The sequence below is a fragment of the Microbacterium sp. X-17 genome (genome assembly GCF_039615055.1).
The window spans coordinates 1,009,305-1,023,746 of the sequence record NZ_JBDHNI010000001.1 but is presented as its reverse complement, the minus strand read 5'-3'; the positions used below and the strand labels follow the sequence as shown (position 1 = coordinate 1,023,746).

Genomic DNA, 14,442 nt, shown 5'->3' with positions numbered 1-14,442 from the left:
TCGTACGCGGTGGGCGCTGATCAACGGATGGGAGGCCGGGTGGCACAGGTCGCTGGCGGTACGTCGAGCACGCCGACGATGAACCCGGGGCCGCCGACCCTCGACGCCCCGTGGCCGGTCGCACTGCTCGCGGACCGCATCCGGGGCTGGATCGATCGGCTCGGCACCGCCTGGGTCGAGGGCGAGATCACGCAGTGGGGCGTCTCCGGCGGCAACGTCTACGGCAAGCTGAAAGACCTCCGCGAGGACGCGACGATCAGCTTCAGCATCTGGTCGTCGGTGAAGGCGCGCATCCCCGCCGACCTCAAACAGGGCGACCGGGTGATCGCCGCGGTGAAGCCCAACTACTGGGTCAAGGGCGGCAGCCTCACCATGCAGGTGAGCGACATGCGGCACGTCGGCCTGGGCGACCTCCTGGAGCGGCTGGAGCGGCTGCGCGCGCAGCTCACCGCGGAGGGCCTGTTCGCGGCCGAGCGCAAGAAGCGGCTGCCGTTCCTCCCGCACACCATCGGCCTGGTGACCGGCAAGGACTCGGACGCCGAGAAGGACGTCCTCCGCAACGCGCAGCTGCGCTGGCCGGCGGTGCGGTTCCGCGTCGTCCACGCGGCCGTGCAGGGCGACCGGACGGTCCCGGAGGTCGTCTCGGCCATCCGCACGCTCGACGCCGACCCTGAGGTGGAGGTCATCATCGTGGCGCGCGGTGGCGGCGACTTCCAGAACCTGCTCGGCTTCAGCGACGAGCGCGTGGTGCGTGCGGCAGCGGAGGCGACGACCCCGATCGTGAGCGCCATCGGCCACGAGGCCGACCGACCGCTGCTGGACGACGTCGCGGACCTGCGCGCCTCGACGCCGACCGACGCCGCCAAGCGCGTCGTCCCGGACGTGGCGGAGGAGCTGGCGCGCGTGCAGCAGGCCCGCTCGCGCCTCGGCACGCGGCTGACGCACATGATCACGCACGAGATCGACCGGATCGGCCACCTGCGCACGCGCCCGGTGCTGGCCTCCTCGACCTGGATCGTGGACTCCCGGGCGCAGGAGCTCACCCGCTACGTCGCCCGCGGCGTGGAGCTGGTGGAGCGCCGCGCCGACCGCGAGAGCACGCGCATCGCGGAACTGCGCGGACAGCTGCGGGCGCTCTCGCCGCAGGCGACCCTCGACCGCGGGTACGCGATCGTGCAGAACGCGGCAGGACACGTGATCACCGCGCCCGCGGAAGCGCCGCCCGGCGCGGAGGTGCGGGTGACGCTGGCCGGAGGCGCGTTCGCCGCCACCGCCGGCGACCGGCTCCCCTCCCCCGCCGGCGACATCGCCCGCACCCCTGCCGATCCCGATCCAGCGCCCGCCCAGCGAGACAAATAGAATGGACCTCATGCCCACCTCGGAGATCAGCGCGCTCAGCTACGAGGAGGCGCGGGACGAGCTCGTCCGCGTCGTCACCGAGCTCGAGCAGGGCTCCACCACGCTGGAGGAGTCCATCGCGCTGTGGGAGCGCGGCGAGGCGCTCGCCCGCCACTGCGAGGAGTGGCTGATCGGCGCGAAGGCACGACTCGACGCCGCCCGCGCCGGGGCAGCCGCGGGCGCAGGCGCAGCCGCGGGCGCACGGAGCGTGTCAGACACCGAATGAGCCCCCGCACCCGTACCAGCACTCCTAAGCCTCCCGCCGTCGTCGCCGAGCTCGGCCGCCCGGAGACGCCGGAGGAGACCGCCGCCCGCAAGGCGCAGAACTCCGCCAACCACCGCAACCGGCAGACGGTCAACAACCTCGTCTACTCGCTGATCGCGACGGTGGCGCTCGTGGCCGTCATCGTGCTGATCGTCCCGCGCGGCAACCCGACCTCGTCGGCGCCCGCCGTCGACTACGCCGCCGTCGCCCAGCAGGCGCAGGGCAGCGAGCCCGACCGGCTCGTGGTGCCGACGCTGCCGTCCGGCTGGACCTCCAACAGCGCCGAGCTGCGCACGAAGACCTCCGACGGCGTCGACGCCTGGTACATCGGGCTCCTGACGCCGAAGGGCCAGTACATCGGCATCACGCAGGGCTTCGACGCCAACGACAGCTGGGTCGCCGACCAGGTGAACCGCACCCGCATCGCCGGCACCCGCCAGATCGACGGCGTGAAGTGGGACGTCTACGACAACCGCTCCGCGGGATCGTCCGCCGGCAATGTCGCCTACGCCCTCGTGACCACTGCAGGTAAGAGCACGGTCGTCGTCTTCGGCACCGCCGACGACGCCGAGTTCACGACCGTCGCCGGCTCCCTCTCCGACCAGCTGCACTCCCTCGGCTCACCCACCCCAGGAGGAAACTAGATGCCCACGACCCGTCCCGGCCGGATCTGGAAAGAACTGCTGGCAGGAAACGAGCGCTTCGTCACGGGAGCGCCGCAGCACCCGCGGCAGGACGTCGAGCGACGCCAGAGCGTCGCGGAGGGCCAGAACCCGGTCGCCGCGATCTTCGGCTGCGCCGACTCCCGGCTCGCCGCCGAGATCATCTTCGACCTCGGCCTCGGCGACGCGTTCGTCGTCCGCAACGCCGGTCAGGTGGCCTCCGACTCCGCGATCGCCTCGCTGGAGTATGCGGTCGCCGTGCTGAACGTGCCGCTCATCCTCGTGCTCGGCCACGACGCCTGCGGCGCGGTCGCGTCCGCCATCTCCTCCCAGGCCGACGGCGCCGCCCCGTTGCCGCCGCACATCGCGCAGCTCATCGCGCCGATCGTGCCCGCCGTGCACCGGGTCGCCGGCACCGCGCCCGGGGAGGCCGTCGTGGCCGCCGAGGTCGATGCGGCCGAGGTCGGCCGTCTGCACCTGCGCGACACCGTCGCAGAGCTTCTCGCGCGATCGGAGATCATCAGCGACGCCGTCGCCGCCAATCTCCTCGCCATCGTCGGAGCGAACTACGTGCTCCAGGAAGGTCGGGTCGTCCCCGACGCCGTCGTCGGACTGGCCGAACCGGCCGCCGACCCAACGCCCGCGCGCTGACGCGCCAGGGCCCAGAAAGGAAGAACACACCGTGGTGGACACGCAGGCGGGCACCGAGTACCGCATCGAGCACGACACGATGGGCGAGGTGCGGGTCCCCGCAGCCGCCCTGTACGGCGCGCAGACGCAGCGCGCCGTCGAGAACTTCCCGATCTCGGGCTCGGTTCTCGAGCCGGCTCAGATCGCCGCGCTCGCCCGCATCAAGAAGTCGGCGGCGCTCGCGAACGCGCGCCTCGGCGTCCTGGACGCGGACGTCGCCGAGGCGATCGCCGCCGCCGCAGACGAGGTCGTCAGCGGCGCGCACAACGGGGACTTCCCGATCGACGTCTACCAGACGGGCTCCGGCACCTCCTCGAACATGAACATGAACGAGGTGCTGGCGACGCTCGCCTCGCGCCGCCTCGGTCGCGCGGTGCACCCGAACGACCACGTCAACGCGTCGCAGTCGTCCAACGACGTGTTCCCGACCTCGGTGCACATCGCCGTCACCGGCGCGCTCATCGACGACCTCATCCCCGCGCTCGACCACCTCGCGGTCGCGCTGGAGGAGAAGGCGGAGCTGTGGTCGACCGCCGTCAAGTCGGGCCGCACGCACCTCATGGACGCCACCCCGGTCACGCTCGGCCAGGAGTTCGGCGGCTACGCCGCGCAGATCCGCTACGGGATCGAGCGCGTCCAGGCGGCGCTGACCCGCGTCGCGGAGGTCCCGCTCGGCGGCACGGCCGTCGGCACCGGCATCAACACCCCGCTCGGCTTCCCGCAGCTCGTGATCGAGCTGCTGACCGCCGAGACCGAGCTGCCGATCACCGAGGCGCGCAACCACTTCGAGGCCCAGGCCAACCGCGACGGACTCGTGGAGGCCTCCGGCGCGCTCCGCACCATCGCCGTCAGCCTGACCAAGATCTGCAACGACCTGCGCTGGATGGGGTCGGGCCCGAACACCGGTCTCGGCGAGCTGCACATCCCCGACCTGCAGCCGGGCTCCTCGATCATGCCGGGCAAGGTCAACCCGGTCATCCCGGAGGCCGTGCTCATGGTCGCGGCCCGGGTGATCGGCAACGACGCCACCATCGCGTGGAGCGGCGCGTCCGGCCTGTTCGAGCTGAACGTCGCCATCCCGGTGATGGGCACGGCGCTGCTGGAGTCGATCCGCCTGCTCACCCAGGCCAGCCGGGTGCTCGCGGACAAGACCGTCACGGGCCTGGAGGCCAACCTCGACCGCGCCCGCGCGTTCGCGGAGTCGAGCCCGTCGATCGTCACCCCGCTCAATCGCGTGATCGGCTACGAGGCCGCCGCCAAGGTCGCCAAGCACGCCGTCGCCCAGGGCATGACCGTGCGGGAGGCCGTGATCGACCTCGGCTTCGTGGAGCGCGGCGAGATCACGCTGGAGCAGCTCGACTCGGCACTCGACGTGCTGAGCATGACCCACCCGGGCTGAGCCCGGACCCGGACCGCTCGCGAGCCGTTCGATCGAGGCGCCCCTCCTGCACTGCGGGAGGGGCGCCTGCCGTTTGTCACCCCAGCAGCACGAACCCCCAGAACGTCCCCAGCAGCACGGGCCCGAACGGCAACTCCGCGGAAAGCCGCCGCGACCGGCGACCACCGACCACGGCCCACGCCACCACCGCCCCGGCCAGGAACGTCAGCACCGCCCAGCACCCGACGACCACCGCGACCTCCCCCGGCGGCGGTCCGCGCTCGGCCACCACCGCCGCGAGCGCCCCGGCCAGCACCGCCGCCAGCTTCACGTCGCCCATCCCGAGCCCGCCTCCCGCGGCCAGCACGGCGAACCCGACGAGAGCCGCCACCCCGCACCCCAGCGCCGCGACCGCCACGGGCCATCCGCCGGTCCGGAGCGAACTCCACACCGCTCCCACGACCACGAATGCCGCCCCCGGGAGCACCAGCGCGTCCGGCAGCCGCATCTCGCGCACGTCGTACTGCACGAGCGGCGCCGTTACAGCCGCGAGATACAGCGTTCCGATCGCGGCCGGCCCGGCGTCACCTGCCCCCAGCAGGGCGACGCTCAGGCCGACCGCGACAACGATCCGGATCGTTTTCTCAACCATGCCCTCACGCTAGGTGCGGCGGCACGGCCTCCTTACGATTCCACAGAAAATACGAGAATCCCGAAATTATCCACAGCAGGCCAGCTTCTTTCGCCTGCCGGCTCACCCTCAGGCCAGCTCGTTGCCCTCCAGCATCTCCGTCACCAGCGCCGCGATCGCCGACCGCTCCGAGCGCGTCAGCGTGACGTGCGCGAACAGCGGGTGGCCCTTCAGCGTCTCGATCACCGACGCGACGCCGTCGTGACGGCCGACCCGCAGGTTGTCGCGCTGCGCGACGTCGTGCGTCAGCACCACGCGCGAGTTCTGCCCGACGCGGCTGAGCACCGTCAGCAGCACGTTCCGCTCCAGCGACTGCGCCTCGTCCACGATCACGAACGCGTCGTGCAGCGAGCGGCCGCGGATGTGCGTGAGCGGCAGCACTTCCAGGATCCCGCGGTCCAGCACCTCGTCCAGCACGTTCTGCGACACCAGTGCGCCGAGCGTGTCGAACACCGCCTGACCCCAGGGGTTCATCTTCTCGCCCTGGTCCCCGGGCAGGTAGCCGAGCTCCTGGCCGCCGACCGCGTAGAGCGGCCGGAACACCATGATCTTCTTGTGCTGCTGCCGCTCCAGCACGGCCTCCAGCCCCGCGCACAGGGCGAGCGCCGACTTGCCGGTGCCGGCCCGTCCGCCGAGCGACAGGATGCCGATCTCCGGGTCCAGCAGGAGGTCGATCGCCAGCCGCTGCTCCGCCGAGCGCCCGTGCAGCCCGAAGACGTCCCGGTCGCCGCGCACCAGCTTCACCTCGCCGTCGGCGACCACGCGCCCGAGCGCCGAGCCGCGGTCCGAGTGCACGATCAGGCCCGTGTTCACCGGCAGCCCCTCGACCTGCGAGGTGCTCATCCACTCGTTCTCGTAGAGCGCGCTCATCTGGTCGCTGCCGAGGGAGATCTCCGCCAGTCCCGTCCAGCCGCTGTCGACGACCTGCTCGTGCCGGTACTCCTCCGCCGCCAGGCCGATCGACGACGCCTTGACGCGCATCGGGAGGTCCTTGGAGACGACCGTGACCGCGAGCCCGTCGTTCGCGAGGTTCATCGCCACCGCGAGGATGCGGGAGTCGTTGTCGCCCAGCTGCATGCCGCTGGGCAGCACCGACATGTTGGAGTGGTTCAGCTCCACCCGGAGGGAGCCGCCGTCCCCGACCGGGATCGGGAAGTCGAGCCGTTCGTGCTGCACCCGCAGGTCGTCCAGATTGCGCAGCGCCTGCCGCGCGAAGTATCCGATCTCGGGATCGTTGCGCTTCCCCTCCAGCTCGCTCACGACGACGACAGGGATGACGACAGCGTGTTCGGCGAACCGGAAGATCGCCTTGGGGTCTGACAGCAGCACCGAGGTGTCGAGCACATACGTCCGCTCGCTCTGCCGGATGGTGCTGGATGCCGACTCGAACTGCCGGGTTCCTGATTCAGCCACGACCACTCCCACCCCGCCGCTCCGCTTGCGCTGGAGCCGGCGGATCATTGGCGAGCCGGCCATTGGGTCTCGAAACGAACTTATGTGGCCGTCTCGATCGGGCGCCGTGCCCGATGAGTCGAAAGTACGCCGCACCGCCGACACAGGAGGCCCGGAAGGCCGCGTGTCGTGTTTCGTTCAGGTGAACTTCACCCCCAGTTATGGGAGGCGCGGATCACGCCGCCGAGGCGTAGGAGGTGAGGGCGGCGCGCAGCATGTCCAGCGTCTCCTCGGTGGTCCCGGCGTGGACGCTCAGCCGGACGCTCGTGCTGCGCACCTTGGCCGACACCCCGTGGTTGAACAGGGAGGCCGCCAGCACGGTCAGCTGCTCGGGCAGCGGCTCCAGCACGACGATCCCGGCGCGCTCGGCGGCGTTGCGCGACGAGGCGACCGGAAGGGCGAACTCGTCGGCGAGGTCGATGACCTGCTCGGCGAGGTCGGAGACGGCCGAGCCGATCTCGGCGACGCCGACGGCCGCGACCTCCTCCAGCGCCGCGGCGAGGCGGGCCTCCGCGACCAGGTCGGGGTTCGACACCGTAAAGGCCGCCACACCCTTCGCCGGTTCCAGCACCTCGTCCCAGCGTTCACCCGCGCCGGTCCCGACCCAGCCGCTGAACACGGGGGTCAGGTGCTCGATCGCGCGCTCGCTGAGCGCGAGGAACCCGGTGCCCCAGCCCGCCCTGGTCCACTTCTGGCCGCCGGAGACAACGACGTCCGCGACCTCGTAGGGGGCGTCGACCACGCCGAAGCCCTGGATGGCGTCCACGATGAGGAGGCGGTCCCCGATCACCTGCCGGATGCCGTCGATGTCGGCGAGGTAGCCGGTGCGCGAGTCGACCAGGCTCACCATCACCGCGCTGGTGGAGTCGGTGAGCTGTTCCTTGAGCTGCGCCGGGGTGACGCGGCCGTGGTCGGTCTCCAGCCACACCGGCGTCACGACGTGCATCGCCTGGGCGGCGCGCACGGCCGCGTAGGTCACGCTCGGGAACTCGGCGGGCGACAGCAGCAGGTCGCCGCCGGTGAGCCCGAAGGCGGCGTGCATGAGCCCGGTGGAGGCGTTCGGCTGGAAGGCGATCTGCTCGGCGGGGAAGCCGGTGAGCGCGGAGATCGCGTCGCGCACGCGGGCGTCCTCCACGTTCATCCGGTCGACGGTCCCGAAGCGCGCCGTGGCGAGCGCCTCGTACTGCCCCAGCGTCTCGGCGCGCACCGTCGCGGACAGCGGCCCGACACGCCCGTAGTCCAGGTATCCCGGCTCCTCGCCGAACCCCGCCGCGAACTCCTCGATCGTCGTCATCGTGACCTCCGGGCACCATCCTGCCGCCCCACCTCCCGAGTACGCGAATTCTCTGCGTACTCGGGCGTTTTCAGCGGATTTTTCGCGTACTCGGGAGGTGGGGAGGGAGGGGTCAGGAGCCGTAGCGGCGGTGGCGGCGGGAGAAGTCGCGCATCGCGCGCAGGAAGTCGACCTCGCGGAGGTCGGGGCCGAGGGCCTCCACGAAGTAGAACTCGCTGTGCGCGCTCTGCCACAGCATGAAGTCGCTCAGCCGCTGCTCGCCGGAGGTGCGGATGACGAGGTCGGGGTCGGGCTGGCCTCCCGTGTAGAGGTGCTCGCCGATGAGATCGGGGGTGAGGAGGTCGGCCAGCGTCTCCAGGCTGCCGCCCTCCGCGGAGTGCGCCGCGACGATGCTGCGCATGGCGTCCGTGATCTCCTTGCGGCCGCCGTAGCCGACCGCGAGGTTGATGTGCAGGCCCTTCTTGTCGGCGGTGCGCTTCTCGGCGTCGGCCAGCGCGGTCACCAGCGGCTCCGGGAGGCCGGTCATCGAGCCGACGTGCTTGACCCGCCAGTCGCGGTAGCGGGAGAGGTCGTCGGCGAGCTCGGCGATGATCTCGATGAGGTCGGAGAGCTCGGAGCTCGGCCGGTTGGTCAGGTTGTCCGACGAGAGCAGGTAGAGCGTCACCACCTCGATCCCGAGGTCGTCGCACCACTCCAGGAACTCGCGCATCTTCGCCGCGCCCGCGCGGTGGCCGTGCGCGACGGTCGTCATGCCGGCCTGGCGGGCCCAGCGGCGGTTGCCGTCGATGATCATCGCGACGTGCCGGGGCAGCGACTCCGGGCCGAGACCGGCGATGTCGCGTCGCAGCCGCTTCTGGTACAGGCCGTAGAGCAACCCGTTGGCCGTCTCGGAACTGCGTCTGCTCACGTGGCTACGTTAGCGCCCCTGACGTGTCCGATTCCCAGCATCCGAGCACCCGCCTCCCCTACTCTTGCTCCATGACGCCGCGAAACGCCCCCGAGCCTGAGGACGTCGGCGAGCTGCTCACCGAGCCGGCCGCCGACCTCCCGCCCGCCGACGCCGCGGTGAAGGCGGACGACTCCCGCGGTCCGCTGCTGCCGAACATCCCGCTGCTGGACGCCTCCCCCGCCTACCCGGCCGACATCAAGCCGACCTGGCGCGGCTGGATCCACGCCGGGACGTTCCCGGTGACCATCGCCGCGGGCATCGTGCTGATCTGCCTGGCGCAGGGCGCCCCCGCCAAGTGGGCGTCGGCGGTGTTCATGCTGACCTCGATGCTGCTGTTCGGCAACTCGGCGCTCTATCACCGCTTCAACTGGCGGCCGCGCACGAAGGTCATCCTCAAGCGCATCGACCACGCCAACATCTTCCTGCTGATCGCCGGCACCTACACGCCCCTCGCCGTGCTCGCCCTCCCGCCGCAGAAGGGCATCGTGCTGCTCTGCATCGTGTGGGCGGGCGCGCTGCTCGGCATCGGCTTCCGGGTGTTCTGGATCCACGCGCCGCGCTGGCTGTACGTGCCGATCTACCTGCTGCTCGGCTGGGCGGCGATGATGTACATCGTCGACCTGGTCAACGCCAACGTGGCGATGATGGTGCTGGTCTGCGTCGGCGGCGTGTTCTACACGATCGGCGCGGTCATCTACGGCATCAAGAAGCCGAACCCGTTCCCCGGGGTGTTCGGCTTCCATGAGATCTTCCACACCTTGACGGTGCTGGCGTTCCTCTGCCACTGGACGGCCACGCTGCTGATCGCGCTGCATCCCGCCTACAACGGCTGACGCGCCGGGAGGTCAGGGCCGGGAGTCGCCGTCGGCGTCGTCCTGCTGCTCGCCGGCCTCGGCGTCCAGCTTGTGCGCGATCTCGTCGCGGTACCGCACCCGGCGGATGCGGCGCGTCATGTCGAGGATCAGCAGCACCGCGGCGACCGCGATCAGGAAGGTGACGGTGAAGCCGACCACGCCGGGCGTGACCGCGTCGTCGCTCGGTCCGGAGGTCGGCGACGGCGTGGGCGTCGCGGCCAGCCAGACGCCCGCCCTCAGCAGCAGCTCCCCCATCACACGGCCTCCACGGACACGGTGGACAGGTCGTTCTGACGCATGGCGGGCTTCGCTTTCGGATCGGGTGGTTCGGGAGGCGCGAAGCGCGATTCACAGCTTCGTCTCCTAGTCTTGTCTCAGCCTACCGTCGCCCCGACGGCGGGCCTGAACGATGCCACTGAGAGGCGGACGGCGAGTACATGGCACGCGTGACCGAGGCGCCGTCCGAGACCCTCGCATCCCGCTACGGCCGCACCCCGAAGCGCCGCCGCCGCGACCGCTGGCTGCTGATCGGCGGAGCCGTCGCCGTGCTCGCGGTGGTGACCGCGTGGGTGTTCTGGGCGGGCTGGGACAACAACCAGGCCGACCTGCAGACCACCGACACCGCTTATGTGATCCCCGACGCCCACCATGTGCGGATCACCTTCACCATCAACACCAAGCCGGGCGAGAGCGTCACCTGCGCATTGCAGGCCCTGAACCAGGACTACGCGATCGTGGGCTGGCGGATCGTGACCTATCCCGGCTCCGATTCCCGTGTGACGACGTACAACGAGACGATCCGGACCATCTCGCAGAGCAACACGGGTTTGATTAACACCTGCTGGCTGACCTAACATTCTCTGGATACGCCCCGGCCGAGGCCGGGGCGTCTACTTTACCCACCGGCGCCAGCCGGCCATCAGCCGAAGCGGGAAATTCCGTGCAGGCGCGAAGGAGTTCATCATGTCCCAGGAGTCTCAGGTCACCTTTCTGACCCAGGACGCGTACGACCGTCTCTCGGCCGAACTCGAGGAGCTCAGCGTCAACGGCCGTAACGAGATCGCGAAGCGCATCGAGGCGGCCCGCGAGGAGGGCGACCTCAAGGAGAACGGCGGCTACCACGCCGCGAAGGACGAGCAGGGCAAGATCGAGGCCCGCATCGTGCAGCTCACCAACCTGCTGCGCAGCGCCACGGTCGGCGAGGCGCCGGAGAGCCACGGCGTCGTGGAGCCCGGGACCGTCATCACCGCGACCATCGCGGGCGACGAGAGCGTCTTCCTGATCGGCAACCGTGAGATCGCGGCCGGCACCGACCTCCCCGTCTACAGCGAGCAGAGCCCGCTCGGCTCCGCCATCCTCGGCCTCAAGGTCGGCGACAAGACCGAGTACACCGCCCCCAACGGCCGCCAGATCCCGGTCACGATCTCCAAAGTCGACACCTACACCGGCCAGTAACCGCCGAGTACGCCCGAAATCAGCCGGAGACCGCCGAGTACGCAGACTATCTGCGGACTCGGCGGTTTCTGCTATTCCTCTTCGAGGACGGGGTCGTAGCCGGCGGAGCGCAGCACCTGGATGACCTGCTCGCGGTGCTCGGTGCCGCGGGTCTCCACCGAGACGTCGAGCTCCACCTGGCTGAGCTGGAGCCCGTTGCCGTGCCGCGTGTGCAGCACCTCCACGACGTTGGCGTTGACCCCGGCGAGGATCTCGGCGATGCGCGCGAGCTGTCCCGGCCGGTCCGGGAGCATGATCGAGAGCCGGAGGTAGCGGTCGGAGGCGGCGAGGCCGTGGGCGATGACGCGCTGCATCAGCAGTGGGTCGATGTTGCCGCCGGAGAGGATGGCGACCACCGGCCGCTCCGCGTCGTCCGCCGGGATGAGTCCGGCGAGGATCGCGGCCACGCCGACCGCGCCGGCGGGCTCGACCACGAGCTTCGCGCGCTCCAGCAGCACCAGCAGCGCGCGGGCGATGTCGTCCTCGGTGACCGTGACCACGGCATCCACCGCGTCCCGGATGATCTCGAAGTTGAGGGCGCCCGGCCTGCTGACCGCGATGCCGTCGGCGATGGTCCCGACGACGGCGATCTCGGTCGGCTCCCCCGCCGCGAGCGACGCCGGGTAGGCGGCGGCGTTGGCCGCCTGCACGCCGATCACGCGGACGGTGCGTCCCTCGCGGGCGGCGCGCTGCTTGACCGCGCTGGCCACTCCGGAGATGAGCCCGCCGCCGCCGATCGGCACGACGATGGTCTGGACGTCCGGCACCTCGTCAAGGATCTCCAGTCCCAGGGTGCCCTGCCCGGCCACCACGTCCGGGTGGTCGAACGGCGGGATGAGCACCGCGCCGGTCTCGGCGGCGAAGTCGGCGGCGGCCCGGAGGGTCTCGTCCACGATGCTGCCACTGAGCACGACGTCCGCGCCGTACGCGCGCGTCGCCTGGAACTTGGGGATGGCCACGCCGACGGGCATGAAGATCGTGGCGTGGATGCCGAGCTCGCGGGCGGCGAACGCGACGCCCTGCGCGTGGTTGCCCGCGGAGGCGGCGACGACGCCGCGCGCCCGCTCCTCCGCGTTCAGCTTGGAGAGCCGGTGGTACGCGCCGCGGATCTTGTACGAGCCGGTGCGCTGCAGGTTCTCGCACTTGAGGACGACCGGAGCGCCGAGCACGTCGGTGAGGTACCGGGAGGTCTCCAGCGGCGTGGGCTGGGCGACCCGGGCCACGATCGCGCGCGCGGCCTCGATCTCGTCGAGGCCGGGGCCTGCGAACGGGGTGCGCGTCGGATCGGTCGCGGTATCCACTCGCACAGCCTACTCGTGGTCATATACCGCTGAATGTATGCGTGCGATCGTTACGTCCGCGGGGCACGGCGCGGGCGCGGCACCGTCTCCCAGATCGCGCCCTCCGGAGCCGCCGTTGCCTCCGGCGGCGTCGACCGCCACGCGCCGGACGACACGTAGTGCACCATCACGTTGAGCACCGCGACGAACGGCACGGCGAACAGCGCGCCCGGGATGCCGGCCAGCAGCGAGCCCGCCGCCACCGCCAGCACGACCGCGAGCGGGTGCACCTTCACCGCGGTTCCCATGATGAGCGGCTGGAGGACGTGGCCCTCGATCTGCTGCACGAGCAGCACCACGGCCAGCATGATGAGCGCGAAGACCCAGCCCTTGAACACGAGCGCGACGAACACGGCCAGCGTGCCCGTGAGCACAGCGCCGACGATCGGGATGAACGACCCGAGGAACACCAGCACCGCGATCGGGAGCACCAGCGGCAGCCCGAGGAAGAACGCCCCCAGGCCGATCCCGAGCGCGTCGATGGAGGCGACGAGCACCTGCACCTTGGCGAAGTTCCGGAGGGTCTGCCAGCCGGCCTGGCCCGCCCCGTCGACCGCGGCCCGCGCGTTCTTCGGGAAGATCCGCACCATCCAGCCCCAGATGCTGCGGCCGTCGATGAGGATGAACAGCACGCTGAACACCGTCAGCAGCGCGCCGGTGAGCACGTGGCCCAGCGTGGAGCCGATCGAGAGCGCGCCGGAGATGTAGACCTGGCTGTCCTGCTGCAGCGACGACCACAACGACTGGAAGGCGCCGTCGATCTGCTCCGTCGTCAGGCCGAGCGGGCCGGTCGTCAGCCAGGTGCGGAACTGGTCGAACGCCGCCACCGACTGCGTCTGGAGCTCGTGGCTCTCGCGGGTGACCTGCCAGATCGCCAGGTAGAACAGGCCGCCGACGACCACGATCAGCGTCAGCAGCGTGGCGACGATGGCCAGCCAGCGCGGCCAGCGGTGGCGGATGAGGACGTCCTTGAACGGCACCAGCAGCGCGGCGAGGAGCACCGCCACCAGCACGGGGACGACGATCAGCCGGAGCTGGACGATGAGGAAGACGACGACCGCGATCACCGCGCCGATGACGAGCAGGCGCCACGACCAGGCCCCGGCCAGGCGCACGCCGCGCGGCAGGGACGCGTCGACCGGTGCGGCCTCCTCGACCCGGGCCGCGAGGTCGCGCCGGCGCTTCAGGAAGCGCGCCCGGGCCGGCGGGACGGACGGGTTCTGCGGTGCCGGAGCGTCGCTGTCTGCCATGCCCGTCAGTCTAGGTGCGCGGCCCGGCGCATCCTGAAGGATCGCTCAGGATCGTTCAAGTGGCCGGGCCGCGTCACGGATCAGGGCTCGAACACCAGCGGCGGGTGCTCGATGGAGGTCGAGAACCACTGCCAGGCAGGCCCGGAGGACGTCTGCTGGATCGAGGCGTAGGTCACCTGACCCGGCGGGACGTTGTTGAGTCCGACCGAGACCGACACATTGCCGTTCACGGTCTTCGCGCCGGCGCCGGTCACGCTGCCCGCGCCCGCGTACCCGCCGACCGTGAGCGACACCGGCCCGCTCGTGGCGATGAGGAACTCCACGACGTAGCTCGCGACCGCGGTGGCCCCGTACGCTCCCGGGTCGAAGTGGACGGAGACGCCCGGGCCGCCGGACGGGACCTGGCGGAAGCTGAACGACGCGTACGGCGTGCCGGTCGTGTCGGTCTGCATGATGTCCGACGCGATCAGCGTCAGGTTGGTGCGGCCTTTGCCGACCGTGTGGGTCGGGCTGATGGTGTCGATGGGGAAGAAGAAGGGCGGCCACCAGTGGATGTCGCCCGGACGGATCCGAGTGACCAGGTCACTCGGCGAGAGGGTCTTCACGAAGGTTGAGGGGTCGATGGCGTCCGAGTACTCGGCGTCCGCCCCCGGGACGATACCAGACATGAGAATTACTCTAGAACGCCGTCCGGCCTCGCACACCCGTGCCTCCACTGATCTCGA

Annotated in this window: 16 protein-coding genes; 8 read left to right on the top strand and 8 right to left on the bottom strand. The window is 70.7% G+C overall.

Annotated elements, in window-relative coordinates; all coding sequences use genetic code 11:
* Positions 1 to 78: 78 nt before the first annotated feature.
* The 5 genes from xseA to ABCS02_RS04975 are packed head-to-tail and all read left to right on the top strand — an operon-like array spanning position 79 to position 4,414.
* Positions 79 to 1,359: an exodeoxyribonuclease VII large subunit gene (gene xseA / locus ABCS02_RS04995; protein WP_345835169.1), complete on the top strand. Its 1,281-nt coding sequence runs from the start codon at positions 79 to 81 to the stop codon at positions 1,357 to 1,359.
* Between the two features lies 1 nt (position 1,360).
* Positions 1,361 to 1,624, top strand: a complete 264-nt coding sequence (locus ABCS02_RS04990) for an exodeoxyribonuclease VII small subunit (RefSeq protein ID WP_345834492.1) — start codon at positions 1,361 to 1,363, stop codon at positions 1,622 to 1,624.
* Complete coding sequence (locus tag ABCS02_RS04985) at positions 1,621 to 2,307, top strand: DUF4245 domain-containing protein (RefSeq protein ID WP_345834491.1); 687 nt, start codon at positions 1,621 to 1,623, stop codon at positions 2,305 to 2,307. The genes ABCS02_RS04990 and ABCS02_RS04985 overlap by 4 nt, the downstream gene beginning before the upstream one ends.
* Positions 2,308 to 2,976, top strand: a complete 669-nt coding sequence (locus tag ABCS02_RS04980) for a carbonic anhydrase (protein ID WP_345834490.1) — start codon at positions 2,308 to 2,310, stop codon at positions 2,974 to 2,976.
* 31 nt (positions 2,977 to 3,007) lie between these two features.
* Entirely contained in the window at positions 3,008 to 4,414 is a 1,407-nt protein-coding gene (locus ABCS02_RS04975; protein WP_345834489.1) for a class II fumarate hydratase, read from the top strand.
* Positions 4,415 to 4,490: 76 nt separating this feature from the next.
* Here the strand turns inward: ABCS02_RS04975 and ABCS02_RS04970 are convergent, their stop codons facing one another.
* The 4 genes from ABCS02_RS04970 to ABCS02_RS04955 all read right to left on the bottom strand — a co-directional run bounded on the left by ABCS02_RS04970 (position 4,491) and on the right by ABCS02_RS04955 (position 8,737).
* Entirely contained in the window at positions 4,491 to 5,045 is a 555-nt protein-coding gene (locus tag ABCS02_RS04970) for a prepilin peptidase (protein ID WP_345834488.1), read from the bottom strand.
* Positions 5,046 to 5,153: 108 nt separating this feature from the next.
* The gene (locus tag ABCS02_RS04965) at positions 5,154 to 6,503 is read right to left on the bottom strand and encodes a PhoH family protein (protein WP_345835168.1); all 1,350 of its coding nucleotides are present in this window, start codon (positions 6,501 to 6,503) and stop codon (positions 5,154 to 5,156) included.
* A gap of 208 nt (positions 6,504 to 6,711) precedes the next feature.
* Positions 6,712 to 7,830 (bottom strand): aminotransferase class V-fold PLP-dependent enzyme, encoded by a 1,119-nt coding sequence (locus tag ABCS02_RS04960; protein WP_345834487.1) that lies wholly within the window; start codon positions 7,828 to 7,830, stop codon positions 6,712 to 6,714.
* A 112-nt stretch (positions 7,831 to 7,942) separates the two neighbouring features.
* The gene (locus tag ABCS02_RS04955; protein ID WP_345834486.1) at positions 7,943 to 8,737 is read right to left on the bottom strand and encodes an isoprenyl transferase; all 795 of its coding nucleotides are present in this window, start codon (positions 8,735 to 8,737) and stop codon (positions 7,943 to 7,945) included.
* A gap of 71 nt (positions 8,738 to 8,808) precedes the next feature.
* Between ABCS02_RS04955 and ABCS02_RS04950 the strand changes: the two genes are divergently transcribed.
* Positions 8,809 to 9,612 carry a hemolysin III family protein gene (locus ABCS02_RS04950; protein WP_345834485.1) on the top strand — a complete coding sequence of 268 codons (804 nt, stop codon included), beginning with the start codon at positions 8,809 to 8,811 and terminating at the stop codon, positions 9,610 to 9,612.
* Positions 9,613 to 9,624: 12 nt separating this feature from the next.
* Here ABCS02_RS04950 and ABCS02_RS04945 read toward each other — a convergent pair whose 3' ends face one another.
* Positions 9,625 to 9,888 carry a hypothetical protein gene (locus tag ABCS02_RS04945; protein ID WP_345834484.1) on the bottom strand — a complete coding sequence of 88 codons (264 nt, stop codon included), beginning with the start codon at positions 9,886 to 9,888 and terminating at the stop codon, positions 9,625 to 9,627.
* 182 nt (positions 9,889 to 10,070) lie between these two features.
* On the opposite strand from ABCS02_RS04945, the gene ABCS02_RS04940 reads away from it, so the two are divergent.
* Positions 10,071 to 10,487 (top strand): DUF4307 domain-containing protein, encoded by a 417-nt coding sequence (locus ABCS02_RS04940; RefSeq protein WP_345834483.1) that lies wholly within the window; start codon positions 10,071 to 10,073, stop codon positions 10,485 to 10,487.
* Positions 10,488 to 10,596: 109 nt separating this feature from the next.
* Entirely contained in the window at positions 10,597 to 11,088 is a 492-nt protein-coding gene (gene greA / locus ABCS02_RS04935; protein ID WP_345834482.1) for a transcription elongation factor GreA, read from the top strand.
* Positions 11,089 to 11,159: 71 nt separating this feature from the next.
* On the opposite strand, the gene ilvA is transcribed toward greA, so the two are convergent.
* The 3 genes from ilvA to ABCS02_RS04920 all read right to left on the bottom strand — a co-directional run bounded on the left by ilvA (position 11,160) and on the right by ABCS02_RS04920 (position 14,385).
* A complete protein-coding gene (gene ilvA / locus ABCS02_RS04930; protein ID WP_345834481.1) occupies positions 11,160 to 12,428 on the bottom strand; it encodes a threonine ammonia-lyase in 1,269 nt (422 codons plus the stop codon).
* A gap of 50 nt (positions 12,429 to 12,478) precedes the next feature.
* The gene (locus ABCS02_RS04925) at positions 12,479 to 13,717 is read right to left on the bottom strand and encodes an AI-2E family transporter (protein ID WP_345834480.1); all 1,239 of its coding nucleotides are present in this window, start codon (positions 13,715 to 13,717) and stop codon (positions 12,479 to 12,481) included.
* An 80-nt stretch (positions 13,718 to 13,797) separates the two neighbouring features.
* Entirely contained in the window at positions 13,798 to 14,385 is a 588-nt protein-coding gene (locus tag ABCS02_RS04920) for a hypothetical protein (RefSeq protein WP_345834479.1), read from the bottom strand.
* Between the last annotated feature and the right edge of the window lie 57 nt (positions 14,386 to 14,442).